At 48.6% G+C, this 23,378-nt stretch carries 25 protein-coding genes, 1 tRNA gene and 1 pseudogene; 2 read left to right on the forward strand and 25 right to left on the reverse strand.

All coding sequences use genetic code 11. The features are described 5' to 3' along the window. Positions 1-126: 126 nt before the first annotated feature. The 14 genes and pseudogenes from DFP95_RS26490 to rpsF all read right to left on the reverse strand — a co-directional run bounded on the left by DFP95_RS26490 (position 127) and on the right by rpsF (position 12,915). Positions 127-1,104, reverse strand: coding sequence for a DMT family transporter (locus DFP95_RS26490; protein ID WP_115995691.1), 978 nt, complete (start codon positions 1,102-1,104; stop codon positions 127-129). After that, the gene (locus DFP95_RS26495; protein WP_115995692.1) at positions 1,104-1,808 is read right to left on the reverse strand and encodes an ABC transporter ATP-binding protein; all 705 of its coding nucleotides are present in this window, start codon (positions 1,806-1,808) and stop codon (positions 1,104-1,106) included. The genes DFP95_RS26490 and DFP95_RS26495 overlap by 1 nt, the downstream gene beginning before the upstream one ends. Then, positions 1,805-2,590, reverse strand: a complete 786-nt coding sequence (locus DFP95_RS26500; protein ID WP_115995693.1) for an ABC transporter ATP-binding protein — start codon at positions 2,588-2,590, stop codon at positions 1,805-1,807. Before DFP95_RS26500 ends, DFP95_RS26495 begins: the two co-directional genes overlap by 4 nt. Further along, entirely contained in the window at positions 2,587-3,876 is a 1,290-nt protein-coding gene (locus DFP95_RS26505; RefSeq protein ID WP_115995727.1) for a branched-chain amino acid ABC transporter permease, read from the reverse strand. The genes DFP95_RS26500 and DFP95_RS26505 overlap by 4 nt, the downstream gene beginning before the upstream one ends. Positions 3,877-3,885: 9 nt before the next feature. Further along, positions 3,886-4,872 (reverse strand): branched-chain amino acid ABC transporter permease, encoded by a 987-nt coding sequence (locus DFP95_RS26510; protein WP_115995728.1) that lies wholly within the window; start codon positions 4,870-4,872, stop codon positions 3,886-3,888. Between the two features lie 99 nt (positions 4,873-4,971). Continuing rightward, positions 4,972-6,153, reverse strand: a complete 1,182-nt coding sequence (locus DFP95_RS26515; RefSeq protein WP_115995694.1) for a branched-chain amino acid ABC transporter substrate-binding protein — start codon at positions 6,151-6,153, stop codon at positions 4,972-4,974. 302 nt (positions 6,154-6,455) lie between these two features. Further along, positions 6,456-7,349 carry a response regulator gene (locus DFP95_RS26520; protein ID WP_115995695.1) on the reverse strand — a complete coding sequence of 298 codons (894 nt, stop codon included), beginning with the start codon at positions 7,347-7,349 and terminating at the stop codon, positions 6,456-6,458. Next, entirely contained in the window at positions 7,321-8,550 is a 1,230-nt protein-coding gene (locus tag DFP95_RS26525) for an ATP-binding protein (RefSeq protein WP_115995696.1), read from the reverse strand. The genes DFP95_RS26520 and DFP95_RS26525 overlap by 29 nt, the downstream gene beginning before the upstream one ends. Before the next feature lie 207 nt (positions 8,551-8,757). Then, positions 8,758-9,552: an ABC transporter ATP-binding protein gene (locus DFP95_RS26530; RefSeq protein ID WP_115995697.1), complete on the reverse strand. Its 795-nt coding sequence runs from the start codon at positions 9,550-9,552 to the stop codon at positions 8,758-8,760. Further along, on the reverse strand, positions 9,552-10,478 hold the full coding sequence (locus tag DFP95_RS26535) for an ABC transporter permease (protein WP_115995698.1): 927 nt from the start codon (positions 10,476-10,478) through the stop codon (positions 9,552-9,554). The genes DFP95_RS26530 and DFP95_RS26535 overlap by 1 nt, the downstream gene beginning before the upstream one ends. A gap of 62 nt (positions 10,479-10,540) precedes the next feature. Continuing rightward, positions 10,541-11,551, reverse strand: coding sequence for an ABC transporter substrate-binding protein (locus DFP95_RS26540; RefSeq protein WP_115995699.1), 1,011 nt, complete (start codon positions 11,549-11,551; stop codon positions 10,541-10,543). 129 nt (positions 11,552-11,680) lie between these two features. Further along, a pseudogene (gene rpsR, locus DFP95_RS26545) lies at positions 11,681-11,914 on the reverse strand (30S ribosomal protein S18); the annotation flags it as partial. A 146-nt stretch (positions 11,915-12,060) separates the two neighbouring features. Beyond that, a complete protein-coding gene (ssb, locus tag DFP95_RS26550; protein ID WP_115995700.1) occupies positions 12,061-12,561 on the reverse strand; it encodes a single-stranded DNA-binding protein in 501 nt (166 codons plus the stop codon). Between the two features lie 66 nt (positions 12,562-12,627). Further along, positions 12,628-12,915 (reverse strand): 30S ribosomal protein S6, encoded by a 288-nt coding sequence (gene rpsF, locus DFP95_RS26555; RefSeq protein WP_115995701.1) that lies wholly within the window; start codon positions 12,913-12,915, stop codon positions 12,628-12,630. A 175-nt stretch (positions 12,916-13,090) separates the two neighbouring features. Between rpsF and DFP95_RS26560 the strand changes: the two genes are divergently transcribed. Beyond that, entirely contained in the window at positions 13,091-13,279 is a 189-nt protein-coding gene (locus DFP95_RS26560) for a YjzC family protein (protein ID WP_115995702.1), read from the forward strand. Between the two features lie 487 nt (positions 13,280-13,766). On the opposite strand, the gene DFP95_RS26565 is transcribed toward DFP95_RS26560, so the two are convergent. The 4 genes from DFP95_RS26565 to DFP95_RS26580 form a co-directional block, all read right to left on the reverse strand. Then, positions 13,767-13,857: transfer RNA gene (locus DFP95_RS26565), tRNA-Ser, on the reverse strand. A gap of 74 nt (positions 13,858-13,931) precedes the next feature. Further along, entirely contained in the window at positions 13,932-14,153 is a 222-nt protein-coding gene (locus DFP95_RS26570) for a DUF951 domain-containing protein (protein WP_115995703.1), read from the reverse strand. A 45-nt stretch (positions 14,154-14,198) separates the two neighbouring features. Continuing rightward, positions 14,199-15,062 carry a mechanosensitive ion channel family protein gene (locus DFP95_RS26575; protein ID WP_115995704.1) on the reverse strand — a complete coding sequence of 288 codons (864 nt, stop codon included), beginning with the start codon at positions 15,060-15,062 and terminating at the stop codon, positions 14,199-14,201. A gap of 58 nt (positions 15,063-15,120) precedes the next feature. After that, on the reverse strand, positions 15,121-15,366 hold the full coding sequence (locus tag DFP95_RS26580; RefSeq protein WP_115995705.1) for a putative Se/S carrier protein: 246 nt from the start codon (positions 15,364-15,366) through the stop codon (positions 15,121-15,123). A gap of 137 nt (positions 15,367-15,503) precedes the next feature. Between DFP95_RS26580 and yyaC the strand changes: the two genes are divergently transcribed. After that, entirely contained in the window at positions 15,504-16,124 is a 621-nt protein-coding gene (gene yyaC, locus DFP95_RS26585) for a spore protease YyaC (RefSeq protein WP_115995706.1), read from the forward strand. On the opposite strand, the gene DFP95_RS26590 is transcribed toward yyaC, so the two are convergent. The 7 genes from DFP95_RS26590 to mnmG form a co-directional block, all read right to left on the reverse strand. Then, positions 16,099-16,590 carry a DUF4446 family protein gene (locus tag DFP95_RS26590; protein WP_181907624.1) on the reverse strand — a complete coding sequence of 164 codons (492 nt, stop codon included), beginning with the start codon at positions 16,588-16,590 and terminating at the stop codon, positions 16,099-16,101. The genes yyaC and DFP95_RS26590 overlap by 26 nt on opposite strands. A gap of 36 nt (positions 16,591-16,626) precedes the next feature. Further along, the gene (locus tag DFP95_RS26595) at positions 16,627-17,802 is read right to left on the reverse strand and encodes an aminotransferase class V-fold PLP-dependent enzyme (RefSeq protein ID WP_115995708.1); all 1,176 of its coding nucleotides are present in this window, start codon (positions 17,800-17,802) and stop codon (positions 16,627-16,629) included. Between the two features lie 90 nt (positions 17,803-17,892). Beyond that, positions 17,893-18,741, reverse strand: a complete 849-nt coding sequence (locus DFP95_RS26600) for a ParB/RepB/Spo0J family partition protein (protein ID WP_115995709.1) — start codon at positions 18,739-18,741, stop codon at positions 17,893-17,895. After that, positions 18,722-19,495 carry a ParA family protein gene (locus DFP95_RS26605; protein ID WP_115995710.1) on the reverse strand — a complete coding sequence of 258 codons (774 nt, stop codon included), beginning with the start codon at positions 19,493-19,495 and terminating at the stop codon, positions 18,722-18,724. Before DFP95_RS26605 ends, DFP95_RS26600 begins: the two co-directional genes overlap by 20 nt. A 120-nt stretch (positions 19,496-19,615) precedes the next feature. Further along, positions 19,616-20,434, reverse strand: a complete 819-nt coding sequence (noc, locus tag DFP95_RS26610; RefSeq protein WP_115995711.1) for a nucleoid occlusion protein — start codon at positions 20,432-20,434, stop codon at positions 19,616-19,618. A 282-nt stretch (positions 20,435-20,716) separates the two neighbouring features. Then, positions 20,717-21,472, reverse strand: a complete 756-nt coding sequence (rsmG, locus tag DFP95_RS26615) for a 16S rRNA (guanine(527)-N(7))-methyltransferase RsmG (RefSeq protein ID WP_115995712.1) — start codon at positions 21,470-21,472, stop codon at positions 20,717-20,719. Then, positions 21,469-23,370: a tRNA uridine-5-carboxymethylaminomethyl(34) synthesis enzyme MnmG gene (gene mnmG / locus DFP95_RS26620; protein WP_115995713.1), complete on the reverse strand. Its 1,902-nt coding sequence runs from the start codon at positions 23,368-23,370 to the stop codon at positions 21,469-21,471. Before mnmG ends, rsmG begins: the two co-directional genes overlap by 4 nt. Between the last annotated feature and the right edge of the window lie 8 nt (positions 23,371-23,378).

Consider the following 23,378-nt stretch of genomic DNA (forward strand, 5'->3'; position numbering starts at 1 on the left):
TGTAGCTCTGAAATGGTAATGGTTGATCATCACTACCATTCTTAACCTACGAAATGAAGCAAATACGGGGCTGTTTCACGTTCATTATAACTATAACGAGCACAAACCCCCGAGACGCCTCCGTTATCATTTGGCAATCTTCTTCGATCCGACACCGCGAGCGTTCCGCGGACTTCCCGAAAACAGGCTGTGAAGGGTCATTCCCGCAATGACCAGGAACATCCCGATCCAGGACATCGCCGCAGGGACGGGAACGGGGAGGAGCAGTACCTCGCCGGTGGCTGCGAAGACGACTTCGCCCGACTGCGTCGCCTCTACGGCCGCCAGCTTCTGCGAGGAGCCTTTGGCCATATCCGTCGCCTTGAAGAAGAGGACGGTCGCGATCACTCCCGAGCTCACGGCGACAATGACGGACTGACCCGTCTGCCCTGAGCTCGGCAACCCGTCTTGAACATACGCGTAGATCGACATTCCGATCCACAGCGGAAGGCTGGCCAGGGTCATCCCGAGCACCCTCTGATAGGCATCCAACCGCCCCTCGCATACCTCCATCATCTTGCGGTTGCCCAGCGGATAAGCGAATGCCGCGATCATCACGGGCAACACGCCGAAAAGCAAATCTCTGGCTACAAAACGTTCGGCTTGACTCAACTGCATGACGCCTACGCCGAACAAAATAACGAGCGATACGCCTAAGCCTTTCCAGTGAATGCTTTCCCTAATTCTTACGGGACCGTTCGGCGTCGTAACGACTTTGTAAAATAGCGGCGCCAACAAAGAACCCGCTATGATCGTGATTTGCCAAGTTCCCGCGATCAGCCAGCCCGGTTCGTATTCCGCCGCGAAGCATACCGGAGCGTACATCACGCCGAATCCGATGAAGCTCCAACCGAACCAGGTGAATAAACGTTTTTTCATATCCGTCAGCAATACCTTTAAATTCCCTCTGAACGCGACGATCGCAAGCAGAAAAGGAATCATAAATATAAATCGCAACGAAGCGGTGTACATCCAATTTCCGTCTGACAATTTCATCGCCTGATTCAATACGAAAGTAGACGAGAAGAAGAATGAAGCCAAGATGCCGTACAGAATCGGACGCATTATGCCAAATAGGCCTCCTTGACCTGATCGTTGGAGAGCAATAGATTGGCCTCTCCCTCCATGATGATTTCTCCGGTTTGAATCACATAGCCGCGATGAGCGATCTGAAGCGCCTGATAGGCGTTCTGCTCCACTAGCAGAATGGTCATCCCCTCGCGGTTCAACTCCTGAATGATGTCGAAAATTTGTTCGACGATGATCGGGGCCAGTCCCATCGACGGTTCGTCCAAGAGCAATATTCGGGGCTTCATCATCAGCGCGCGGGCGATAGCTAACATCTGCTGCTCCCCGCCGCTCATCGTTCCTCCCAATTGGCCAAAACGTTCTTTCAGGCGAGGAAAATAGACGAATGCCTGCTCCGTTCTCTCCTTAATTAGCTTCTTATCTTTGACCGAGAAGGCCCCCATCTCCAGATTTTCCTTAACCGTCAGCCGCGAGAAAATACGCCTGCCTTCCGGCACGTGCGCAATTCCTTCCGAGGCCGTCTGATGGGGAGGTTGCGATCCTATTTCTCTACCGTTAAAAGATATAGCCCCCTGCGTCTTCACCTGACCGCAAATCGACTTGAGCGTCGTAGACTTGCCGGCGCCGTTCGATCCGATGAGCGTTACGATCTCTCCTTCGTTCACCGTCAGCGAGATTCCTTTCAAGGCTTCGATCGCGCCATAATAAGCGTGTACGTTCTGAAGCTGAAGCAAGCTCACGATATCACTCCTTGCTGCGCTGCGCTTTTGCCTAAATAAGCCTCTATTACTCTGGGGTTGGTGCGTATTTCTTCCGGAATGCCTTCCGCGATCTTGGTGCCGTAATCAAGCACTAGAATATGATCGGACAATTCCATAACCAATCTCATATCGTGCTCGATCAGTATAATCGTAATTTCGAGCTCTTGCCGAATTCGCTTGATCAAGCCGATCAGATCCACCGTCTCACGGGGATTCATTCCCGCCGCGGGTTCGTCCAGCAGCAGAACTTTCGGCCGGGTCGCCAATGCCCTGGCGATTTCCAGACGTCTTTGGGCGCCATAGGATAGACTATTCGCCTGCTCGTTAAGCAGGGATTCCAACCCGACGTATTCGAGCAAACGATATGCCTCTTCCTGCGATCTCTTTTCTTCCGCCCGGTTGCGAGGCAGACGAAGCAGCGTTCCGAACAATCCCGTCTTCAGATGAATGTGCATCCCGACCATGACGTTCTCCAGAACGGTCATGCTGCCGAACAGCCGAATATTCTGGAAAGTGCGCGCGATGCCTCTGCTCGTGATGAGGTGGGGTTTCACGTTCACGATCGATTTACCGTCTAGCTCGATCTCGCCTTCATCCGGCTTGTAGATACCGGTAATCACATTAAAAAAGGTGGTTTTACCGGCTCCGTTCGGACCGATAACCGCGGATATCTTTCCCTTCGGAAACGCAAAGTCTACGCCGTCCACGGCAGTTAATCCGCCAAAGCGTTTGACCAATTTCGCGACTTTGAGAATCGTCATTTGGCAACACCTCCGCTTTGGCCGGTTGATTGTCCGACGGGTACGGGCGTATGCGATCGTTCCGCTTTAAGCTGCTCGGCATCCACTTTGCGATTTTTGGCGACTATCAAACCGTTTGGCCTGAATATCGCAATGCACACCAGAATCGCGCCAAAAATGAACCTTTGCATTTTCGACGGCGACAAAGCATTCGGAATACTGATCGTACCGTTCATCGTTAATTGATTAAGCCAGTTCGTCAGCTCCGTCAGCACCTGCAAGTTGAGTATCGTCACTAGAGCGGCGCCGAGAATAACCCCTGGAACGCTTCCCATTCCACCCAAAATGACCATGACCAGAATCGTTATCGACTCCAGAAGCGTAAAGCTGGTCGGATCGATAAACGTTTGTTTAGCCGCAAAAACGACCCCCATCATCCCCGAGAAAGAGGCTCCCACGGCGAAGGCGGTCAGTTTGGTGCGGATTAACGGAATACCCATCGATTGGGCCGCGATTTCGTTTTCCCTGATCGCTTTCCACGAACGCCCCATCTTGGAATGCTCCAGTCTTCTTACGGTGAAAATGACGATTACCAAAATCCCGACGACGATAAAATAGAATTGATGCGGAAAAGTAAACTTCAAACCGAACAGATTCGGGGGTTGAATCGACGATAGTCCCATTGCCCCATTCGTAATATTAATCGGTTTTTCCATATTGTTAAAGATGATCCGAATGATTTCCCCGAATCCGAGCGTTACGATCGCCAAGTAATCCCCTTTAACTCGAAGCACCGGCAGCCCCAGGAGAACTCCGAACAAGGCGGCAACGAATCCGCCGATCAGAATGAACAACCAGAACGACGATCCGGAGAGCGGAAATAGCTGCCCTGAAATAAAATTGTTCGCTTGAGGAGTGGCGAAGATGGCATACGTGTATGCCCCGATCGCGAAGAATGCGACGAATCCCAAATCGAGCAGACCGGCAAAGCCGACAACGATGTTCAATCCGAGCGCCATCGCGATATAGATGCCGCATTGCGTAGCGACTTCCATGTAGGATTCGTGGGCAAGCCCTCCCGAGGTGGCGAACGGGATCACGATAAATAATAGAATGCCGCCGACCGCCCATTTCACCGAGTTCTTAAACGAAGTGAAGTAGAGTAGGAGCAACGAACCAAGCAGCAGTAGAAACGCAACTACGGACTTATCCAAAAAATAGACGCTCAATGCGGTAACAACGACGAAAAGCGTATAGATAGATGCCTGGGTCGGCAGGTGCTGGAGCTTCGTTTTCCATTTATCCATGAAATTCACCTACACTTTCTCCTTGACGGCTCTGCCGAACAAACCTTCCGGTTTGAAAATCAGGATCGTAATCAAGATAATGAATGCGACCACGTCTTTATACTCCCCGCCGAAATTGCCGCTCGTAATAATTCCGAGGTTCGCGGCGGAGAACATCTCCAGCACGCCTATGAATAGTCCTCCGAACATCGCGCCGCGAACGTTGCCGATTCCGCCAAGCACGGCCGCGGTAAAAGCTTTCAAGCCTAAAATAAAACCGATATAGGGATCAATCGTACCGTACTGTTGGGCGAATAATACGCCCGTTCCGCCGCCCAATGCGGATCCGATAAAGAACGTCAACGCAATGACTTTGTTCACGTTGATGGACATCAGGGAGGCCGTTTCGCGATCCTGCGCAACGGCTCGCATAGCTACGCCCCATTTGGTGCGATTGATGAAGATATCGAGTCCGATCATGAGCAATACGGCAACAGCAAGCACGATAATGGAGTTCGTTTTTAGAAATGCGTCGTCGAAGCTATCCCAGATGGAAGAAGTTTTAATTTTCACGTTCTCGTTGTAGAGAGAAATCCCTGTCACCAAGAAGCTTCCTGTCTTCAAATCGGCAATAAAACGAACAATATCCTGAAGCAAAAAAGATACCCCGATAGCCGAAATCAGCGTGATCAACTTGGGAGCCTTTCGAAGAGGCCTATACGCGACCCGCTCAATCCCGACTCCCATAAGCCCGGTAAAGAGCATGGCCGTCACCAGAATGAGAATGTAAGCCACCCAACCCGGCATTCCGCTCAGCAGTCCCGCAGTATTAAAAATGAGAAGAGTCGATGTCCCAACGAACGCGCCGGTCATAAAAATTTCCCCATGCGCGAAATTGATAAATTCAAGGATTCCGTACACCATGGTATAACCGATCGCAACCACGGCATATACGGCGCCTAACGTGAGGCCGTCGACCAATACCTGGGGAAGAGTCTGCAGGATTTCCGAAATCATATTAAAACCCCTTTTATGAATATAGAAGCCGCAAAAGAGGTACAGCATAATGCATATACCTCTTTTGCGTTTTAGCGATGCGATTTAGAAGCTTATTGCTTATTTCGGCTGTTCGATTTCGGAGATCAACGTTCCCGGGTAAGTCGGACCTTCAAAGCCGTAAATGAATACTTTAGCGTACTTGTTGTCACCCTTGTCGTCGAAGCTGACTTTCGTTGCCACGCCTTCGAAATCCGTCGTGGCGCGAATTGCATCGCGTACTTTTTCCCGGGCAGGCAGCTTGCCGTCGTTGTCTTCGATCGCTTTGCTCAGCCCGTTGAGGATGACGTTCATAGAATCGTAGGCGTATGCCGAATAGTTCTCGACGCTTTTATCGAACGTTTCTTTATACTTATCCGCCCAGTCCTTGTTCGACTTGGTCATATCCGTCGATACCGAGCTGTAGAGCACGTCTACTAATTTGTCTCCGGCTAAATCGACCATAGCCGACGAGTCGAGCGCGTCTCCGCCCATAATCGGAACGGTGATGCCTTTCTCGCGAGCTTGCTTCACGATCAATCCGCCTTCGTTGTACAAGCCTCCGAAGAAGATAAAGTCGGGCTTTTTGCTCAGCACTTGATTCAATACGCCGTTAAAGTCTTTTTCGCCGACGGTAATGCCTTCGTAGCCGACGATCGTTGCACCCAGCGCTTCGGCTGCGGTCTTAAACGCTTCCGCTAAGCCTTGACCGTACGATGTCTTGTCTTGAATGACGAAAATGTTTTTAGCGGCTACCGTTTTCACCGCATATTCCGCACCCGCCGGGCCTTGGAAGTCATCGCGGGCAACGACCCGGTTCACGGCTTTCAACTTACGATCGGTGACTTCCGTTGCCGTATTGGCCGGAGAAACCATCGGAATATTGTATTTCTCGTATACGACGGAGGAGGGAATGGAGACTCCGGAGTTCATATGTCCGAGTACCGCCAGAATCGCCTTATCCGCGCCGATCATTTCGGCGTTGGCAACGCCTTTCTTCTGGTCGCCTTGGTCGTCGTACGGAACGAACTGCAGATCGAAGCCAAGCTTCTTGAATTCTTCTTTCCTCTCGTCTAGCGCCATTTGCCCGCCGAGCTTAATCGCTTCCCCTTGAACCGAGCTTCCCCCGGATAGAGGAGATTGGGATGCGATTTTGATAACTGTCGCATCGCCACCCGATTCTTTGGAATCCCCGCATGCCGCCAATATACTTACCGTAAGTATCGAAATCATAAGTGCAGCGATGACTTTTCTCTTTTTCATATAAGCCCTCCTAAGATTTGATTAGTACTTCAGACGAATCGTTCATGTTATGTATTCTGACGCGAAGAGCTCTCCTTTCAATTAATGGCTTGCTCTCTCGCTTTCAATATATCTCCAACACTACAAAAACCTACGGACTCCTACAAAAAATAATTTTATTTAATATAATTAAGTTTTTGTGTTAGGTTATGTGACGCGTTATCTGTAGGAATAAATGCAAAAAACCGAGTTACCAACCCGGACAATGACCCATCCTAAGTTAGAAACTCGGTTTCTATATCGACGTACGCCACTTCACGACTTCAGCGTTTCATTTTTTCCAGTATCTCTATGTACAAGACTTGCAGAAATTTCTTTATGTTCGCTTTTCCTTTTTCGGAGTTCAACTCCTCGTCCATTTCCTTCATTCTCATTCGGACGTCTTGAAAATCGAAATACAATGGAGCGTAATATTCGAACTTCGGATTGCAATAATCCGTCAACCCGATGGATGCCATGTTCGTTAATGCGGCCATAACGGTTCTCCGAATTCGTTGCTCGATCGCCTTGCACTCTTTCTCGACATCCTTCTGGTTTTGTTTAGCGGCCGTCGCCGCAATTTCATATAATTCTTTTAACGCCGGGAACCTAGCCTCCTGTCTACGCTCTATCAAATATTCCATCAAGGAAATGATGTCCTGACTACCGATTTCGCCGATGATTCCCAATTCCATAAGTATAACTTTGGCGACATCCCGGACGGTCCTTTCTTTACGAAGCGTCGAAATTCCTAAGTCGCCTAACTTCGCCAAGGATTGTTTGATCTCCACGATATAGCTCTCGTACTTCCACCTTTCGTTCACCCTTACCAATACCGCTTCTACTTCCACCCGGTTAATCGGCTTATGAATGAAAAACTCGATCCCTCTTTGATAAGCCCGCCCCACCATTTCTTTGTTCTCGATTTGCGAAATCATAATATATTTTCCGTTAAAGCCCTGATTTATTAATTGCGTAATCGTCTCGATCCCATCCTGGTCCGGCATTAATAGATCGATCAGCACGACATCCGGTCTGACTTCAAGGATCCTTCGAACCCCTTCGCCGCCGCCTCCCGCCGTGCCCGTAATTTCTCCGATTCCGCAATCCTCAATAATGGTTTGCAGCATTCTCCTACTAACCGCATCGTCATCCACTATTACGAAAGAAAGCGACATCAACTTCCCTCCCTTGAATTATTCCGGCTACCGGAAAACGTACAACGAACTTCGCTCCGCCCGCGTCCTCCGATTTCTCTACTACGATCTCGCCGTCGAGGGCACATACAATATCGCGCACATGAGAAAGACCGATTCCCGTTGCCGCTATTCCCTCGTCGCTAAATTTTGTCGTAAACCCAGGTTCAAAGATGATGTCGTTGTCTTGCGCAGGTATGCCCTTTCCGGAATCCATCACCGAGAATATAATATGTTGCTCTTCTTCGACAACCCGCACCTTTATATTCCCGTTCTTGTCTATCGCCTCTACAGCGTTGGATACTAAATTATTAAGCACAGTCACTAATGGAATATAATGCGTGGTAAAGTAATTCACTTCCAGCTGTTGCTCTATGACGATTTTTTTCTTTAGCATTTTACTATATTTTTGGTTCCCTTTGACTACGAAATGGAGAATTTCTTCGAGGTTCATCTCAACTACGATTTCGGTATCGTACAGCTTCAACAGTCCTGCCAAAATTCGCTGAGAATCTTTCTTTACTTCGTGGATTTGCTGCGATATTCCTAATGCATGTCCGCTGAATTGATACAAGTTCTCTTCCTTTAACTTATGGTATAGATCAAAGCTATTCGCGGTAATTCGCTCTATGGCGTCCATCGATTTTTTCAAATAAAAGGTTTCTCCGTATAAGCCGGTTCCGACATTCAACATTTGCTCGATCCGCTTCTCCTGCTCCGCATGGAGAACTCGCATTTGACCTACGGAAATGCTGCTGAATAATCCGATGATAAAATAACTTCGCACGACGGCAATAGACGCCAACAGAAACCACTCGTTAAGATGAAAGACGTTCGTACCCAGTAATAATCCTCGCAACAGAAGCTCTATCATGTTGGAACTGAAATCGATCGCAACGACCATCACGCCTAAAATAAGAGGTTGAACGCGATTGATCTTCTTGCGTATCCTGCTCATTCCGAATGCAAATACGACATAATACAAACCGGCTGCCAGACTCCCCTGGAGGATTGCGCTTAAGATCCCCGTAATGATTCCGGTTTTGACATACGACAAATGACGCATAAACAATAAACACAGCAAGAACGTGCTGACGCCAAGACCAATGCGAAAATAGTCTCCGTTGAAGGGATTGATCTTAAACTCCGCACCAATGGCCGTAGCTATGCCTATAAAGACCATCTGTAATTTTTCATTTCTGATTACGCGAGGTATTCTGCGCCAATCTTGCTGGAAAGTCAGTCGTTATCCCCCTCCCATCAACGCATCTCCTAATGTAATCTATACTAACACATATTTTACATAATGACAGTACAGTTAAGAACAACGAATAGGCTGTTCGCAGCTCAATATACGATGACAGCCTATTCCCCAAAATTAAGTTAACTCTTACCCCAGAACGATTCGATCGTCCGATAATTGTTGTCCGCTTATCCGTTCGAATTCTCCAAGCAATTGCGATACGGTCAGGCTCTGTTTCCGCTCTTCCGGAATGTCCAGAATGATGCGCCCTTTATTCATCATGATCAACCGATTCCCAAGGCGAATCGCCTGTTCCATGTTATGGGTGACCATAAGGGTCGTCAGCCTCAGCTCGCTGACTATGTCTTCCGTCAATTGGGTGATCAGCTCGGCGCGCGACGGATCCAATGCCGCCGTATGTTCGTCTAGCAACAGAATCTGCGGCTTCGTGAACGTCGCCATTAGCAGGCTTAGCGCTTGTCTTTCTCCACCTGACAATAATCCGACTTTGGCGCTTAGTCTGTTTTCCAATCCGATACCCAGACGTTGAAGCTGTTCACGGAATAAATTTCTTTTGGAGGTTGTAACTCCCCAGCCGAAGCCGCGCTTTTTCCCCCGCGTATACGCCATGGCTAGATTCTCTTCAATGGACATGCGAGGCGCCGTGCCCGCCATTGGATCCTGGAATACCCGTCCGATCCAGCGGCTTCTTCTATATTCGGGTAGCTGCTGAATCTCCGAACCTTCGATTCTGACTTCTCCGGTGTCCGGCTTCATCACACCCGAAATAACGTTCATTAAGGTCGATTTGCCTGCGCCGTTACTGCCTATGACCGTGACGAAATCGCCCGGGCTGAATTTCATATTAATATTCATCAACGCGACTTTCTCATCCAGAGTTCCTGGATTGAATAGCTTCGACACATTAACCAAGTCCAGCATTATCGTTTGCCTCCTTGATCCGAAGCCGTTATCGTCGACAATTCCAATGATCGTTTGCGCGCAAGATTTTTTTGTTTCATCGCACGTTGAATGGTAGGAAGCACAAGCGCCACAATAACGATTAGAGCGGTGATCAGTTTTAAATCGGAAGCCTCCAGCCACGGAACTCGCAAAGCGAATGCAACGACGATACGATATAAGATGGATCCGAATATGACTGCTAGAGTTGCGATAAATACGGTTCGAGCACCGAAAATCGCCTCGCCGATAATAACCGATGCGAGCCCGATAACGATCATTCCAACTCCCATGGTCGTGTCGGCATATCCTCCATCTTGGGCCATTAGCGCCCCTGAAACCGCAACTAGGCCATTGGACAAGCTCACCCCGATAATAATCGTCGTATCCGTATTGGAGCCGAAGCTGCGGATCATCCTCGAGTTATCGCCCGTCGCTCTTAACGCAAGCCCCAAATCCGTTTTTAGAAACGCATCAAGCAGCAGCTTTATGATTATAATCGCGACGAACAATACCGCGATATAGAGGCCGATGGGCTTATGGAACGGAGAGATCAAGGTCGGGAGGTTCACCACTGAGACGTTGGGTTTGCCCATGATCCTGATATTAATCGAATATAACGCGATCATCATCAAGATACCGGCCAGCAGACCGTTGATCTTCCCTTTGGTGTGGAGCACACCGGTACAAGCTCCCGCGATTAAACCGCCTGCTAGCGCCCCGAGCGTAGCGATCCATGGATTGTAACCTTGGGTAATCATGATCGCCGAAATCGCTCCCCCCGTCGCGAAGCTTCCGTCAACGGTCAAGTCCGGAAAATCCAAAATACGAAACGTAATATAGACTCCCAACGCCATTAAGGAGAGGATAAGCCCCAACGAAATTGCTCCATATATGGATGTCAGCATATTCTACCCCTCCTAGAATAAGAAAAAGGGTGAACGACAGGAGCCGTCCACCCCGATTTCAATTACTCGATAATGTTATTCTCTTGATCTTTAACGCTAGCCTTCATCTCATCCGTCACCGTAATTCCTTGAGCGGCGGCAGCCTTGAGATTAAGGATAAGATCCAGCTTGTCAGGCACCGTAACCTTCATATCCGCCGGTTTCGTACCGTTCTTCAGAATGTCGACGGCCATCTGGCCGACTTGGTAGCCGTGATCGTAATACTTGAATCCGACCGTGGCAAAGGCACCTTTCTCTACGGTATCTCTATCGCTGGAGAAGAAGGGAAGATGCTTCTCGTTGGCGACTTGAATAATGGAATCAACGGCGCTGACCACCGTGTTGTCCAAAGTGATGTAAAGCGCATCCGCCCTGCCCACTAGAGATTCGGCAGCTTGCTTCACATCTGCCGTCCCGGCGGCCGCTGCTCTGACAAGCTTGATGTCATGAGCGGCTAACGCCTTCTCCGCCAGATCGGCCATAATGACGGCATTCTCTTCGCCTTCGTTAATGACAATCCCGACCGACTTCACGTTCGGGAAGTTAGCTGCGATGAAATCCATCAATTGCGACACGGCTGCCGGATTCGTATCCGAAGCTCCGGAGACGTTGCCGCCCGGTTTATCCAGGCTGGTGACGATATTAGCTGCTAGCGGATCCGTTACGGCCGCGAACAACACGGGTATTTCTTTCACGTTCTGCGCGAGCGATAACGCGGACGGAGTAGCGATTCCAAGAACCAAATCATGCTTTTCCGAAGCGATTTTCTGAGCAATGGAAAGGTTGTTCGCAGAATCTCCTTGAGCGTTGTTATAGTCGACCTTCAAGTTGTCCCCGTCTACGATTCCCGCATCCTTAAGTGCCGCTAGGAAGCCTTCGCGCGTTGCATCCAAGGATGGATGCTCTACGATTTGCGAGATGGCGATAGAATAGGATTTCGGGGATCCCGCGTCTTCTTCTTTCGCACCACAACCTGCCAATGCTAGTAATGTAACCGCTGACAAGACTAACGGCGTCCATATCTTTTTCTTCAAAATTCATACCCCTTTTCGTCTCGTTTTGTAAAATGAATTATCCTTAGTTTAATAGTCTCATTTACTATCCGTCAATTCATATATTTCTCGCACAAAAAAAAGCACCCCGAAGGGTGCTCTCTGCGTTGATTACTCAGTCGTGTATGGAAGCAAAGCCATTTGACGAGCGCGTTTGATAGCGACTGTCAGCATGCGTTGGTATTTCGCTTTCGTTCCAGTTACGCGACGTGGCAAGATTTTGCCGCGTTCGCTGATGAACTTACGAAGCAAGTCCAACTCTTTGTAATCCACGTGAGTTATTTTATTAACCGTGAAGTAACAAACTTTCTTACGTTTGTTACGGCCGCCACGGCGGAATTTACGAGGCTCGCGTTGCTCGCCACGATCCCCGCCGCGATCTCCGCCGCCGCTGTTACCGCCGCTCGGGCGGTTGTAAGCTGGACGCTCTTCACGTGCTTGAGGTTGAGAAGTTGTTGTTGTTTCACTCATTTGTTATCCGTCCTTTCCAGTTAAAATGGCAAATCATCGTCCGATATGTCTATCGGTCGCCCGTCATCGGCGAAGGGATCACTGCTGTTTCCGCTGTTGCGTGAGCCAGAGCTGCGGTTGCCGCCTCCGTACCCGCTTCCGCCTGCGTTCGGGTTGCCACCGGCGCCTTCTTCTCTTCCTTGTCCTCCGCCGCCCTCGCGGTTGGCTGATTCCAGGAATCGAACGTTATCGGCAATGACTTCCGTCACGTATACGCGTCGGCCTTCGTTGTTCTCGTAGTTACGCACCTGAATGCGTCCTTCCACGGCGGCCAAACGGCCTTTACGAAGATAATTGGCACACGTCTCGGCTAATTGCCTCCAAGTAACGATCGGGATAAAATCCGCTTCGCGCTCCTCTTTGCTTCCGGAGAACTGACGGTCTACCGCCAACGTGAATTGGGTAACGGCAACGCCTGCAGGCGTGTAACGCAATTCGGGGTCCTTGGTTAGGCGCCCTATGAGAATGACTCGATTCAACATCGCGGCTTCCCTCCACTTAACATGACATAAAGGCTTACGGCGGTACTCCGCCTGGTTCTGTGTGGCTTACGCGACTTGTTCTCTGACGATCATATGACGAATAATCTCGTCAGTAATCTTCAGAACGCGTTCCAACTCGGTCACAATTTCTGACGTCGCCGAGAAATGAACCAACACATACGTCCCATCGCGGTGTTTGTTGATCTCGTAAGCTAGACGACGTTTACCCATAATGTCGTGCTTCACGATCTCTCCGCCGTTCACGATGATGCCCTGGAATTTTTCCACGACAGCTTGAACGGATTCTTGTTCCACGTCCGGACGGATAATGTACATCAACTCGTAGTTGCGCATCTTCCGTTACCTCCTTAAGGTCTTTGGCCCCCCACTTGGTATACCGATGAGCTTGTCTTCGGCTGGGAAGCAAGGAGCATGCATTCAATCGCATGCCTGAATACTTTATCACAATAGCCCGAATACTGCAAGGTAATTCGCGCTACACTATGCATAATGACAGGGGGTGAAGACGATGGGCGAACAAACGCAGTTCGAACCCGGCCAACACGCGCCGAACGATGGCGAATACATGGAGGTCGGCGAGGACTCCTTTCACATGAACATCATGAATCCGAAGCATGTCGAGTTACGTAAAGGCGAGAAGTTTCCCAATACATCCAATCACAATCGTAAGTGGAAAAAGGTTAAACAATTTCACTGATGCTTTTTTATGATCCAACGAATAATAAGATCGCATTTAAGCCATTCTATATTTCGGCGACGGAAAACGAGAGGTGTGGTTCCCTTGAACGATTGGGTGCAACAACCGCAAGAGTTAGCGTTCCATTCGGAGTAGGAATAACGGAAGCGAGGCGTTGTGCCAAAGACTATTGTCTGCAACACACAGAGTTCTAGTATCCGGAATACCGAAGAGCCGAGTCAAATCGGCAACGTCATGGTTACGATCTCAAAATGCAACTCATTAAACGTCGCCCGAAGAACCCTGTGAAGGGTTCTTCGTCATTTCAGCTAGCGTTTCGGCAAACTTTACCCGGCAAGTTCTAGGTATACGTTCTTCTTCGTCACTAGATGGCAGTAACAAAATGAGAAAAACCTCCAACGCTTTTCCAGCGTTGAAGGTTCTTGGTTTAGTTTAAAGTGGTCAAACCTATGTAGTTCGATAACATGTACCCGATCATATCAAGGAATGGCGGAGAGGGTGGGATTCGAACCCACGCACGCCTTGCGACGCCTAGATGATTTCGAGTCAACCCCCTTGGGCCACTTGGGTACCTCTCCGCAGCAAGAAAAATAATATCATATTTGGAGCAGCAACGCAACTGGTTTAGGCAACCATTTTTTCTTGCCCCGGCCTATTGCTGATCGGACTCCGTTACGCCCTCTCCTGCCGCTCTCAACACTTTCTTCAAGCTTTTCTCGAACTTAGCTCGCGGTAGTAAAATACTGTGTTTGCACTTGACGCATTTGATCCGAATATCCATTCCCATACGAATGATCTCCATCTCATTCGCCCCGCAAGGATGCTGCTTCTTCATAAGCACGACATCCCCTAGCTCGAACGTTTTCCGCTCCATTACGATCCCCCCGTTCGCATGCGCTTTACATCCGCTTCTCGCAACTTATGAAGTTGCTTCCGTTCTGTTCAGTTCGAACGCTTTTTTTAACTCGGTATTGATTAGTCTCGTGACCTCGCCCATCGTATTAGGCTTACAGCGCGCCGTGATTCTTATCGTCATCTGATTAAGCGCCAACGCTTGTATGCCTAGCACCTCCGGAGTAGCCGTGATATTGTTGTCGCTTATTTGATTCAACACTGTACGGATCGTGCTCATGAGCTCCTCGATCGATTTCTCGTAAGGTATCGTTATGTCGATTACAGCCAATAAGGGATTTACGGAAAAGTTCGTCACTTCATTAAATAAGCCGTTCGGAATAATGTGAACCTCGCCGGTCCAATTTCTGATTCTCGTCGCCCGTAGTCCGATCATTTCCACGGTACCCTTGAAATCCTTCGTCTGAATGACGTCTCCTACTGCGAACTGGTCTTCCAGAATGATAAAAAATCCCGTGATCACATCCTTAACCAAGCTCTGCGCTCCGAATCCGATAGCAAGTCCGATGACTCCCGCGCCGGCGAGCAGCGGAGCGATTTGGATGTGGAATTCGCCCAGTATCAGCAAGATCGCGATGAAGTTAAAGATGTAGGACGCCGTGTTTTTGAGCAATCTTCCCATCGTCTGGACGCGTCTAGTTCGAAGCTTCAACCTCTTCGATTTTTTCATGTTCGTAACATGATCGATGAAGCGATTGACTACCATTAATACTAACCTGCTTATAATGAAAATAAGAATGATACGGAGAAGGACCATGCTCGCATCCGTCCACATCTTCGTATCCCTTACGTAGTCCCACACTTGGTTCGTGAATTCATTCCACATGTTTCCTGCGGCTATCTCTTGTTCGAGTCTGTTAAAGGCACGCATGGACTAAATCTCCTTTAAGAGGCGGTACGCAAAGTTGTCTTCTTGATCTCGCATTCGCTCAATCAATCTGCTCGTATCCGTCGCTTGTCCTCTCGAACAAACCTCTAATCTCTACGTTTTCCGAGAGGATGATCTGCTTGACTTGCTCCAGGTCCGAGGTTGGAAAAGCAATGGACAACGCGCAACCCGCCGTAATTTCCTTGGGCGTGGGACTTATATCAATCTCGATATCCGCATATTCCAGTAGCATTTCGGCACGCAGTGCCTGCTGCGTGGAATCGAACGCAATCAAGATAGAATCCATATGAAGCGCAACCTCCCGCTCAAGCTGTCTGTTGGGTGCTTAGACGTTAAAATAGATGCTTTCTGATAGTACAAGTATAAATGCTCGATTTCGTCCATATACTAGTAACATACTAGGGTAGGAGGCGAATCGGACGAATGAACGGCGCGTGGGAGAAACGTCCGGGCTCCGCACCGGAAACAGCGGCGCTCTCTTTAAAAATTCCTTTTAACGAACCAACCGTATTAAATCGGTTATCCCAGAAGCTCGAGTATTTCCTGGAATCCTTACCGGAAGAGCGCCGCATTGTCATCGTCTGCGTTGGCACGGATCGCTCGACGGGAGATTCGCTAGGCCCGCTGGTGGGAACGGCCCTATCCCGTGAGTACAGCTCTTTATTCGACTTGTATGGAACGTTGGAAGAACCGGTGCATGCCATGAACTTGGGCGACACTCTGCTCAAGATCATGCGAACCTCCCGACAACCCTTCGTGATCGCCGTAGACGCCTGTCTCGGACAAGTCTCCAGCGTCGGGTGCATTCAGGTCGGATCGGGTCCCGTCCGTCCTGGAGCCGGCGTCAACAAGGAGCTACCCCCCGTTGGCGACATTCATATGACCGGGATCGTTAACGTCGGCGGTTTCATGGAGTACTTCGTCCTGCAGAACACACGATTGAATCTTGTCGTGAAGATGTCGGAGATTATTGCGCAAAGTCTCTTGAATGCCGTACATAAAACGCGTAGCCAGTCGGTTATCCCTTTTGCGATGCCAGATTGATAGCCGTCTTCTCTTCCGGGGTTAACATGTACGCGGATTGCCCTTTATCGATGGGCTTAGCGTACAAGAACGTTTGTTCTCTTCCGTGAATGCCGGTAATCACTACCCCATCTTGATTATCGTTCACGAACGCAACCGAGAAGCTAAGGTCGCTGCCCGAATCCGAGAATGCATTAAACCGATGAACGCCGATTCTTCCCTTCAGGGTTGATAGGCGTTTTTCTTGTAGTTCCAGTCTCGCGCCTTGATCGTTCTGCTTTTCGTCCATTCCGGAGATCCGTTCATGAACGGAATGCATGACCTCTTCCATATTGTTGACGCCAGTATCACCCACCATTTTATGATGCGATACTTTCAACTTACGAAGTTTACTTGCTACCACTCCGACCCATATGAATAATATGATAAGAAGTAGACCTTCCCCTACCGCAATTGCCGCAGCAATCTCATCGTTCCAACCATTCATTATTTCTGTCTCCCCCATTAATTCAAGCTATGCGTTCTATCTCTCGCCCTTAAGCGTTCGGCGAATTTCTTTAACCGCATCAACCATAGATACGATTTCCGATTTTTCGGTAAAATATCCGGGACTTGCCCGTACGGCACCCGTTTCATACGACCCTGCGGTTTCATGCCCCAGCGGCGTACAATGGAATCCCGCTCTCACGGCTATCCCGAATTGTTGATCCAGCAAGAAGGCCATTTCGGAAGGATCGACTCCCTCTAGCAGGAAGGAGACGATTGCCGTTCTCTCCACTCCTATCTTAGGCCCTAATAGGCTAATGTCCGGAATCGACTGCAAACCCTCCATCAGTTCGAAGGTCAACTGTTGTTCTTTGGCATGGATCGCTTCTGGCGTTTCTTTGAGCACGAAATTGACGCCTTCCGCTAATCCCGCTATTCCGACCGTATTCTGAGTTCCCGCCTCATAACGGTCCGGACGCACGTGCGGCTGTTCCGGATCCTCCGACTTGCTGCCCGTCCCGCCATGCATAAGCGGCTCAAGCTCCAGATTCGGGTGGATATACAATCCCCCAGTTCCTTGAGGACCTAACAATCCTTTATGACCTGGGAAAGCCAACAGATCTATACCCATGCCTACAACATCAATTGGCAATACCCCTGCGCTCTGCGCAGCATCTACAAGAAGCTTTACGTTATTCCGTCTAGCGATTTCTCCGATCTCGCCGATAGGCATGATCGATCCCAACAAATTGGAGCTATGGGTGATGGCTATTAATTTCGTAATAGGCGTAATTGCGGATTCCAAAGTCTTTAAGTCAAGTATGCCTTCCGCATCCGTCGGAACGTATGTTACCTCTATTCCTAACGTCCGTTTCATTGCTTCTAACGGTCGTCTGACCGAGTTATGCTCTAACGTCGTTGCGATGACGTGATCGCCAGGCTTCAATAACCCCTGAATGGCAAGGTTTAAACCATGCGTTGCATTTAACGTATAAGCGATATCGTTCGGGTTTCCGATCTTAAACAATCTCGCCAGCTTCTTGCGACACTCGAATAACACCCTGCTGGCTTTAACGGCCATTGCATGGCTACCTCTTCCCGGGTTAGCTGCGCTCTCCCTCATGCTCCGCTCCATGGCTTCCCATACGGCAGGCGGCTTCGGCCAGCTTGTCGCGGCATTATCTAAATATATAATCGGCTTATTTTCCAGCATCTGAACCACCGTCCTAACGCAACAATAGCATACCTTAGTTTAATCTTTCCTCAGGAAGATTACAACTTAGGCATGCTATCGTTATGTGTATTAAGCCATTGCTTTCAGTAGCTCTAACAAACGCTCCAGATCGTTTTTTCCGAAGTACGAAAGCTCTATTTTACCTTTATCTTTGTTAGGTTTAATTCGAACCGTCGTCTGGAATTTTTCCCGCAATTCCTCTTCGATTTCTTCGATGAACGGGTCTCTCTTCTTCGCCTTTTGCTTGGCTTTCACGTTGACCTTGGTTTCCGTATTCTGAACCGCTTCTTCCAGCTCGCGAACGCTCCATTCACCGGATACCGTTTGTTTAGCTAATTGACGTCTTACGGCATCATCCTTAATTCCTGCAAGCGCTCTGGCATGCCCCATCGATAATGTTCCACGTGAAACATAATCTTTGATTTCTTCCGGCAACGAGAGCAATCTCAGGAAGTTCGCGATGTGGGAACGAGACTTACCGACTTTAAGCGATAACTCTTCTTGCGTTAGATTAAATTGATTCATGATCGCTTGATAAGCAACCGCAACTTCTAGCGAGTTCAAATCCTCTCGTTGCACATTCTCTATTAATGCAATTTCCATTACTTGCTGATCGTTATAGGTTCTAACAACCGCGGGAATCGTAGCATTACCTAGAAGTTGAGAGGCTCTGAACCGTCTTTCACCTGCAATGATCTCGTACCCTCTTAACGCTTGGCGCACGACGATCGGTTGAATAACTCCGTGCTCGCGTATCGATTCCGCTAACTCTTTAATCGCTTCTTCTTCGAAGGTTTTTCGAGGCTGATACGGATTCGCCCTTAATTGCGTTAATGGTATTTCGACGATCTTGTCATCCTCTTTAATAGAAAGGGAGGTGATCAGCGCATCCAACCCTTTACCTAGCCGCTTGCTCATAAGAGATCACTTCCTTCGCCAGCTCGAGATACACTTCTGCACCCTTGGACTTTGGATCATAAGTGATTATGGACTGCCCATGCGATGGCGCTTCGCTTAATCTCACGTTGCGCGGAATCACGGTTTGATACACTTTTTGTTGGAAGTATTTCTTTACTTCTTCTATGACTTGAATGCCAAGATTCGTCCTGGCATCGAACATCGTTAATAGTACTCCTTCAATTTGCAAAGAAGTGTTCAAATGCTTCTGAACGAGACGAATGGAGTTGAGAAGCTGGCTTAAACCCTCTAGCGCGTAATATTCGCATTGAATTGGAATCAATACGGAATCCGCAGCCGTCAGTGAGTTAATTGTTAGAATACCTAACGATGGTGGGCAATCGATAAGAACATAATCATAATCGTTGCGAACGAGAGCCAACGCCTTCTTGAGGCGAATTTCCCGAGACATCGTAGGAACTAACTCTATTTCCGCTCCCGCCAACTGAATCGTTGCCGGAATGATTTTCAAATTCGGAATGTCGGTTTCATTTACCGCTTGTTTCGGATGCACTTCATTTATCAACACGTCATAAATGCAATAATTAACATCGGCTTTGTTGATTCCTATACCGCTAGTCGTATTGCCCTGGGGATCGATATCGACGATCAGCACTCTTTTGCCAAGAGATGCTAAGCATGCCCCCAGATTGACCGAAGTCGTGGTCTTGCCAACCCCGCCCTTCTGATTGGCAATCGCTATTATTTTAGACAACCTCATTCACCTCAATGTTTATCGCCTATAAAGAAACAAAAAGCGGCCCCATGTTTAATGCTTACCAGAATTTCGCTCGGTGGCAAGCGTTCACTGTCAAACATGGACAACCGCTTTATTCTAACGTTTAGGGATTCTGATTATAATTTCGTAATGGTCTTCGCAATCCTTTTCGCTTGATTTAATCGGGATTCCCGACCCATTCACCATATCTACCGATTGGCGGATGGTATTTAACGCAAGCCTTACATCCTTCGTGAAGGAAAACCGTTTCTTCTTGGGTTTAGCGACCTCCAAGTAGAATGCGATTCTAGTTTCCGTTTGTTTCACATTGAGATCCTTCTCGATGATCTCCCCGAGCAACTTATTTTGCATCTCTTCGTCCGGCAAGGAAAGCAATGCTCTTCCGTGACGTTCCGTAATTTTACGTTCCAACAATGCATTTCGAACGGTTTCTCCCAGATGCAGCAACCGAATCTTATTCGCAATAGTAGATTGGCTTTTTCCGAGTCTTTGCGCCAAGCTTTCTTGGGTTAATTGATGCAAATCGATCAGCTTCTGATACGCGATCGCTTCCTCAAGAGCTGTCAGCCCTTCTCGTTGTAAGTTTTCGATCAGCGCTACCGAAGCAGCCTGAGAGTCATTAATCTCTCTCACGATACCGGGTATGTAGTCCATTCCCAACTTTGTGACTGCGCGCCAGCGACGTTCTCCGGCGATAATCTCGAATTTGCCGTTACGAATTCTAACGACGATAGGCTGAATCACGCCGTGGGTCTTAATGGTTTGACACAGCTCATCGATCCGATCGTCATCAAACACGGATCGTGGTTGATACGGACTCGGAACAATTTCGTGTATCGGTATTTGTTTGACTTCTTCTTGACTACTGCTGTTACGTTCCGACAGCCCAAGCAGTCGTGAGAATGGCTCTTTCATTTCTCTCGGATCACCACATTAAGTAAGATAGGCGGATAGGTTTTTGTGTCCATAGCGACGAAAAAGCGCCGCCATTTCGCACCGAATGGCGCATGTGCGGCACACTTATCTGATAATCTATTATATTCGCTATCCCAGCCCGATTCTCCTGCTTGCGAAAAAACTTTCACACCTTAGGATACCATGTATTAACTACTCTAGTAAACGTAAAAATGTTCCACGTGAAACATTTCACTCCCGCGAGAGTAATGTTTCACGTGGAACATTTTGAGTTCAAATCTATCACTTGTTAACCTGATAAGAAACATCCGCTTTAACTAAAGGAGTCTTAAGCGGAATGCCCGATTTTCGTGGATATGCAGAAGGCGTGGGGTCCTTCTTCGCGCATATTATTAAATGCCTGTCCGAACCTTCCGTCGGAAGGGACAGTCGTTTGACGTCTTGGATTTTGCCGTTTAATTTCGCCACGCTATAACGACTCTCGTCTAATTCGACTGAGACATCCGTCCCCTTCATGGCAACGAATACGCCGCCCGGTCGCACGAAGGGTAAACAGAATTCATTAAGTACGGCAAGTCGGGCCACAGCTCTTGCCGTAACGACGTCGTATTGATCGCGGTGCTCCCTCTTCCTAGCCGCATCCTCTGCACGGCTGTGCAAACACGATACCTTTGACAAGCCAAGCTTCGAAGTAACTTCCTCTAAAAACTTGATCCTTTTCGCTAGTGCATCGATAATCGTCACTTGAAGATGCGGATAGACGATCGCTAGCGGAATAGAGGGGAAGCCTGCTCCAGAACCGATATCCGCTAGAGAATTCTGTTTGTCGAAATCCACGACGCCAGCCAGCGTTAGAGAATCGTAGAAGTGCTTTTCGTAAACTGCGTCTCTTTCCGTTATGCCGGTCAAATTCATCTTCTCGTTCCATTCCACTAGCAAGGAATAATAAGACTCGAACTGCGCTAATTGTTCATCTGATAACCGTATACCCAGATTGCCGACATGCTGCGAGAATTGCCGTTGAATGGTATCCGTCATGATCCATGAGCCGCCGCGGTCACTCGATTATAATGTTCCAAATGCACGAGCAGAATAGACAAATCCGCTGGCGTAACCCCTGATATCCGAGATGCCTGGCCAATGGATAGAGGTCGGATTTTCCCAAGCTTCTGTTTGGCCTCTACAGCCAATCCATAAATAATATCGTAATCGATGTTATCCGGAATTCGCTTCTTTTCCATTCTCTCCATACGATCGACCTGAATTTGCTGTTTTTCGATATAACCCGTGTATTTAATCTGAATTTCTACCTGTTCCTTCATATCCTCCGTCAATTCGATAGGCGAAGGCGACAAAGTTTCCAAATGTTTATAGGTGAGTTCCGGACGGCGAAGCAAGGTAACTCCATCGACGGAGTTGGTTAGTAAAGAGGAATCGGCTTGAGCCAGCATCGCTTGGACGGATTCGTCAGGGCGAAATCTGGTTTCTTTCAGACGATTAATCTCCTCTTCTACTCGCTCCCGCTTGTTAACGAACTTCTGGTACCGCTCTTCCTTGATCAATCCGATTTCGTATCCGATTGGAGTTAACCGCAGATCCGCATTGTCGTGTCGCAACAGTAACCGATACTCCGCTCTTGAAGTGAGCAAACGGTACGGCTCGTTGGTACCTTTCGTAACCAAGTCATCGATCATGACTCCGATGTAGCCTTTGGACCGATCGATAATGACCGGATCCGCTCCTTGCGCTTTACGCGCTGCGTTGATGCCCGCCATAACGCCTTGACCCGCGGCTTCTTCATAACCCGAAGTTCCATTGATCTGGCCTGCCGTGAACAAGTTCGTAACCAGCTTAGTTTCAAGCGATGGCCATAATTGCGTCGGCACAACTGCGTCATATTCGATCGCATAACCCGGACGCATCATCTCTACCTTCTCTAATCCGGGAATGGATCTAAGAATATCCACTTGCACCTCTTCTGGCATGCTCGTGGATAGGCCTTGGACATAATATTCCTTCGTATTCCGACCCTCTGGCTCCAGGAAAATTTGATGCTTCGGCTTATCCGCGAAGCGGACGATTTTATCCTCGATTGACGGACAATATCTCGGTCCTGTACCTTCGATCAAACCGGAGAACATCGGTGCCCGATACAAATTATCGTTAATAATTTGATGTGTTGTTTCAGAAGTATACGTTAACCAACAAGGAATCTGTTGTTGGGAATGCGCCATATACTCCGTTTCGTAGGAGAAGTACTTCGGCTTGTCGTCGCCCGGTTGAATTTCCGTTTTGCTGAAGTCAATGGAATCCTCATGCACGCGCGGAGGAGTCCCCGTTTTAAACCGCGCCAATTGAAACCCGCAACGCTTCAAGGCCTCGGACAGCTTAACCGCCGGTTGTTGATTGTTCGGTCCGCTCTCGTACATTAATTCGCCAAGAATAACCTTCCCTCGCAAATAAGTACCCGTAGTTAGTACAACCGTCTTAGCGCCATACTCAGCACCCGTTTTAGTTACAACGCCAACGCACGCCCCGTCTTCGATTAAGAGATCCTCAACCAAACCTTGCCGTAACGTCAGTCTTTCTTGCAATTCAATGGTTTCCTTCATTTTGTGCTGATACAAGAATTTATCGGCCTGAGCTCTAAGCGCATGGACGGCTGGCCCTTTGGCCGTATTTAACATACGCATCTGAATGAACGTCTTATCGATATTCCGTCCCATTTCTCCGCCCAAAGCATCGATCTCTCTGACAACGTGCCCTTTAGCCGGTCCGCCTACGGATGGATTACATGGCATGAATGCCACCATATCCAAGTTAATAGTCAACAACAACGTTTCGCAGCCCATACGGGCAGCAGCCAGTGCCGCTTCGCAGCCCGCGTGTCCTGCCCCGATAACGATAACATCGTAATCACCTGCACGGTAAGTCATAACGTTTC

Source organism: Cohnella lupini, assembly GCF_003386205.1.
GTDB lineage: Bacteria > Bacillota > Bacilli > Paenibacillales > Paenibacillaceae > Cohnella > Cohnella lupini.

Excerpts from the sequence above, each read along its gene's own strand:
- DFP95_RS26505 (WP_115995727.1), bottom strand. The coding sequence starts at position 3,876 with ATGGATAAATGGAAAACGAAGCTCCAGCACCTGCCGACCCAGGCATCT.
- DFP95_RS26530 (WP_115995697.1), bottom strand. The coding sequence starts at position 9,552 with ATGCTGGACTTGGTTAATGTGTCGAAGCTATTCAATCCAGGAACTCTG.
- DFP95_RS26525 (WP_115995696.1), bottom strand. The coding sequence starts at position 8,550 with ATGGTCTTTATAGGCATAGCTACGGCCATTGGTGCGGAGTTTAAGATC.
- DFP95_RS26500 (WP_115995693.1), bottom strand. The coding sequence starts at position 2,590 with ATGACGATTCTCAAAGTCGCGAAATTGGTCAAACGCTTTGGCGGATTA.
- rsmG (WP_115995712.1), bottom strand. The coding sequence starts at position 21,472 with ATGACGGATACCATTCAACGGCAATTCTCGCAGCATGTCGGCAATCTG.
- DFP95_RS26510 (WP_115995728.1), bottom strand. The coding sequence starts at position 4,872 with ATGATTTCGGAAATCCTGCAGACTCTTCCCCAGGTATTGGTCGACGGC.
- DFP95_RS26570 (WP_115995703.1), bottom strand. The coding sequence starts at position 14,153 with ATGGAGCGGAAAACGTTCGAGCTAGGGGATGTCGTGCTTATGAAGAAG.
- DFP95_RS26515 (WP_115995694.1), bottom strand. The coding sequence starts at position 6,153 with ATGAAAAAGAGAAAAGTCATCGCTGCACTTATGATTTCGATACTTACG.
- DFP95_RS26600 (WP_115995709.1), bottom strand. The coding sequence starts at position 18,741 with ATGAGCAAGCGGCTAGGTAAAGGGTTGGATGCGCTGATCACCTCCCTT.
- noc (WP_115995711.1), bottom strand. The coding sequence starts at position 20,434 with ATGAAAGAGCCATTCTCACGACTGCTTGGGCTGTCGGAACGTAACAGC.
- DFP95_RS26535 (WP_115995698.1), bottom strand. The coding sequence starts at position 10,478 with ATGCTGACATCCATATATGGAGCAATTTCGTTGGGGCTTATCCTCTCC.
- DFP95_RS26590 (WP_181907624.1), bottom strand. The coding sequence starts at position 16,590 with ATGAATGGTTGGAACGATGAGATTGCTGCGGCAATTGCGGTAGGGGAA.
- DFP95_RS26490 (WP_115995691.1), bottom strand. The coding sequence starts at position 1,104 with ATGCGTCCGATTCTGTACGGCATCTTGGCTTCATTCTTCTTCTCGTCT.
- ssb (WP_115995700.1), bottom strand. The coding sequence starts at position 12,561 with ATGTTGAATCGAGTCATTCTCATAGGGCGCCTAACCAAGGACCCCGAA.
- DFP95_RS26595 (WP_115995708.1), bottom strand. The coding sequence starts at position 17,802 with ATGCTGGAAAATAAGCCGATTATATATTTAGATAATGCCGCGACAAGC.
- DFP95_RS26520 (WP_115995695.1), bottom strand. The coding sequence starts at position 7,349 with ATGTCGCTTTCTTTCGTAATAGTGGATGACGATGCGGTTAGTAGGAGA.
- rpsF (WP_115995701.1), bottom strand. The coding sequence starts at position 12,915 with ATGCGCAACTACGAGTTGATGTACATTATCCGTCCGGACGTGGAACAA.
- DFP95_RS26575 (WP_115995704.1), bottom strand. The coding sequence starts at position 15,062 with ATGCGTGCCTTTAACAGACTCGAACAAGAGATAGCCGCAGGAAACATG.
- yyaC (WP_115995706.1), top strand. The coding sequence starts at position 15,504 with ATGAACGGCGCGTGGGAGAAACGTCCGGGCTCCGCACCGGAAACAGCG.
- DFP95_RS26580 (WP_115995705.1), bottom strand. The coding sequence starts at position 15,366 with ATGGATTCTATCTTGATTGCGTTCGATTCCACGCAGCAGGCACTGCGT.
- mnmG (WP_115995713.1), bottom strand. The coding sequence starts at position 23,370 with ATGACTTACCGTGCAGGTGATTACGATGTTATCGTTATCGGGGCAGGA.
- DFP95_RS26560 (WP_115995702.1), top strand. The coding sequence starts at position 13,091 with ATGGGCGAACAAACGCAGTTCGAACCCGGCCAACACGCGCCGAACGAT.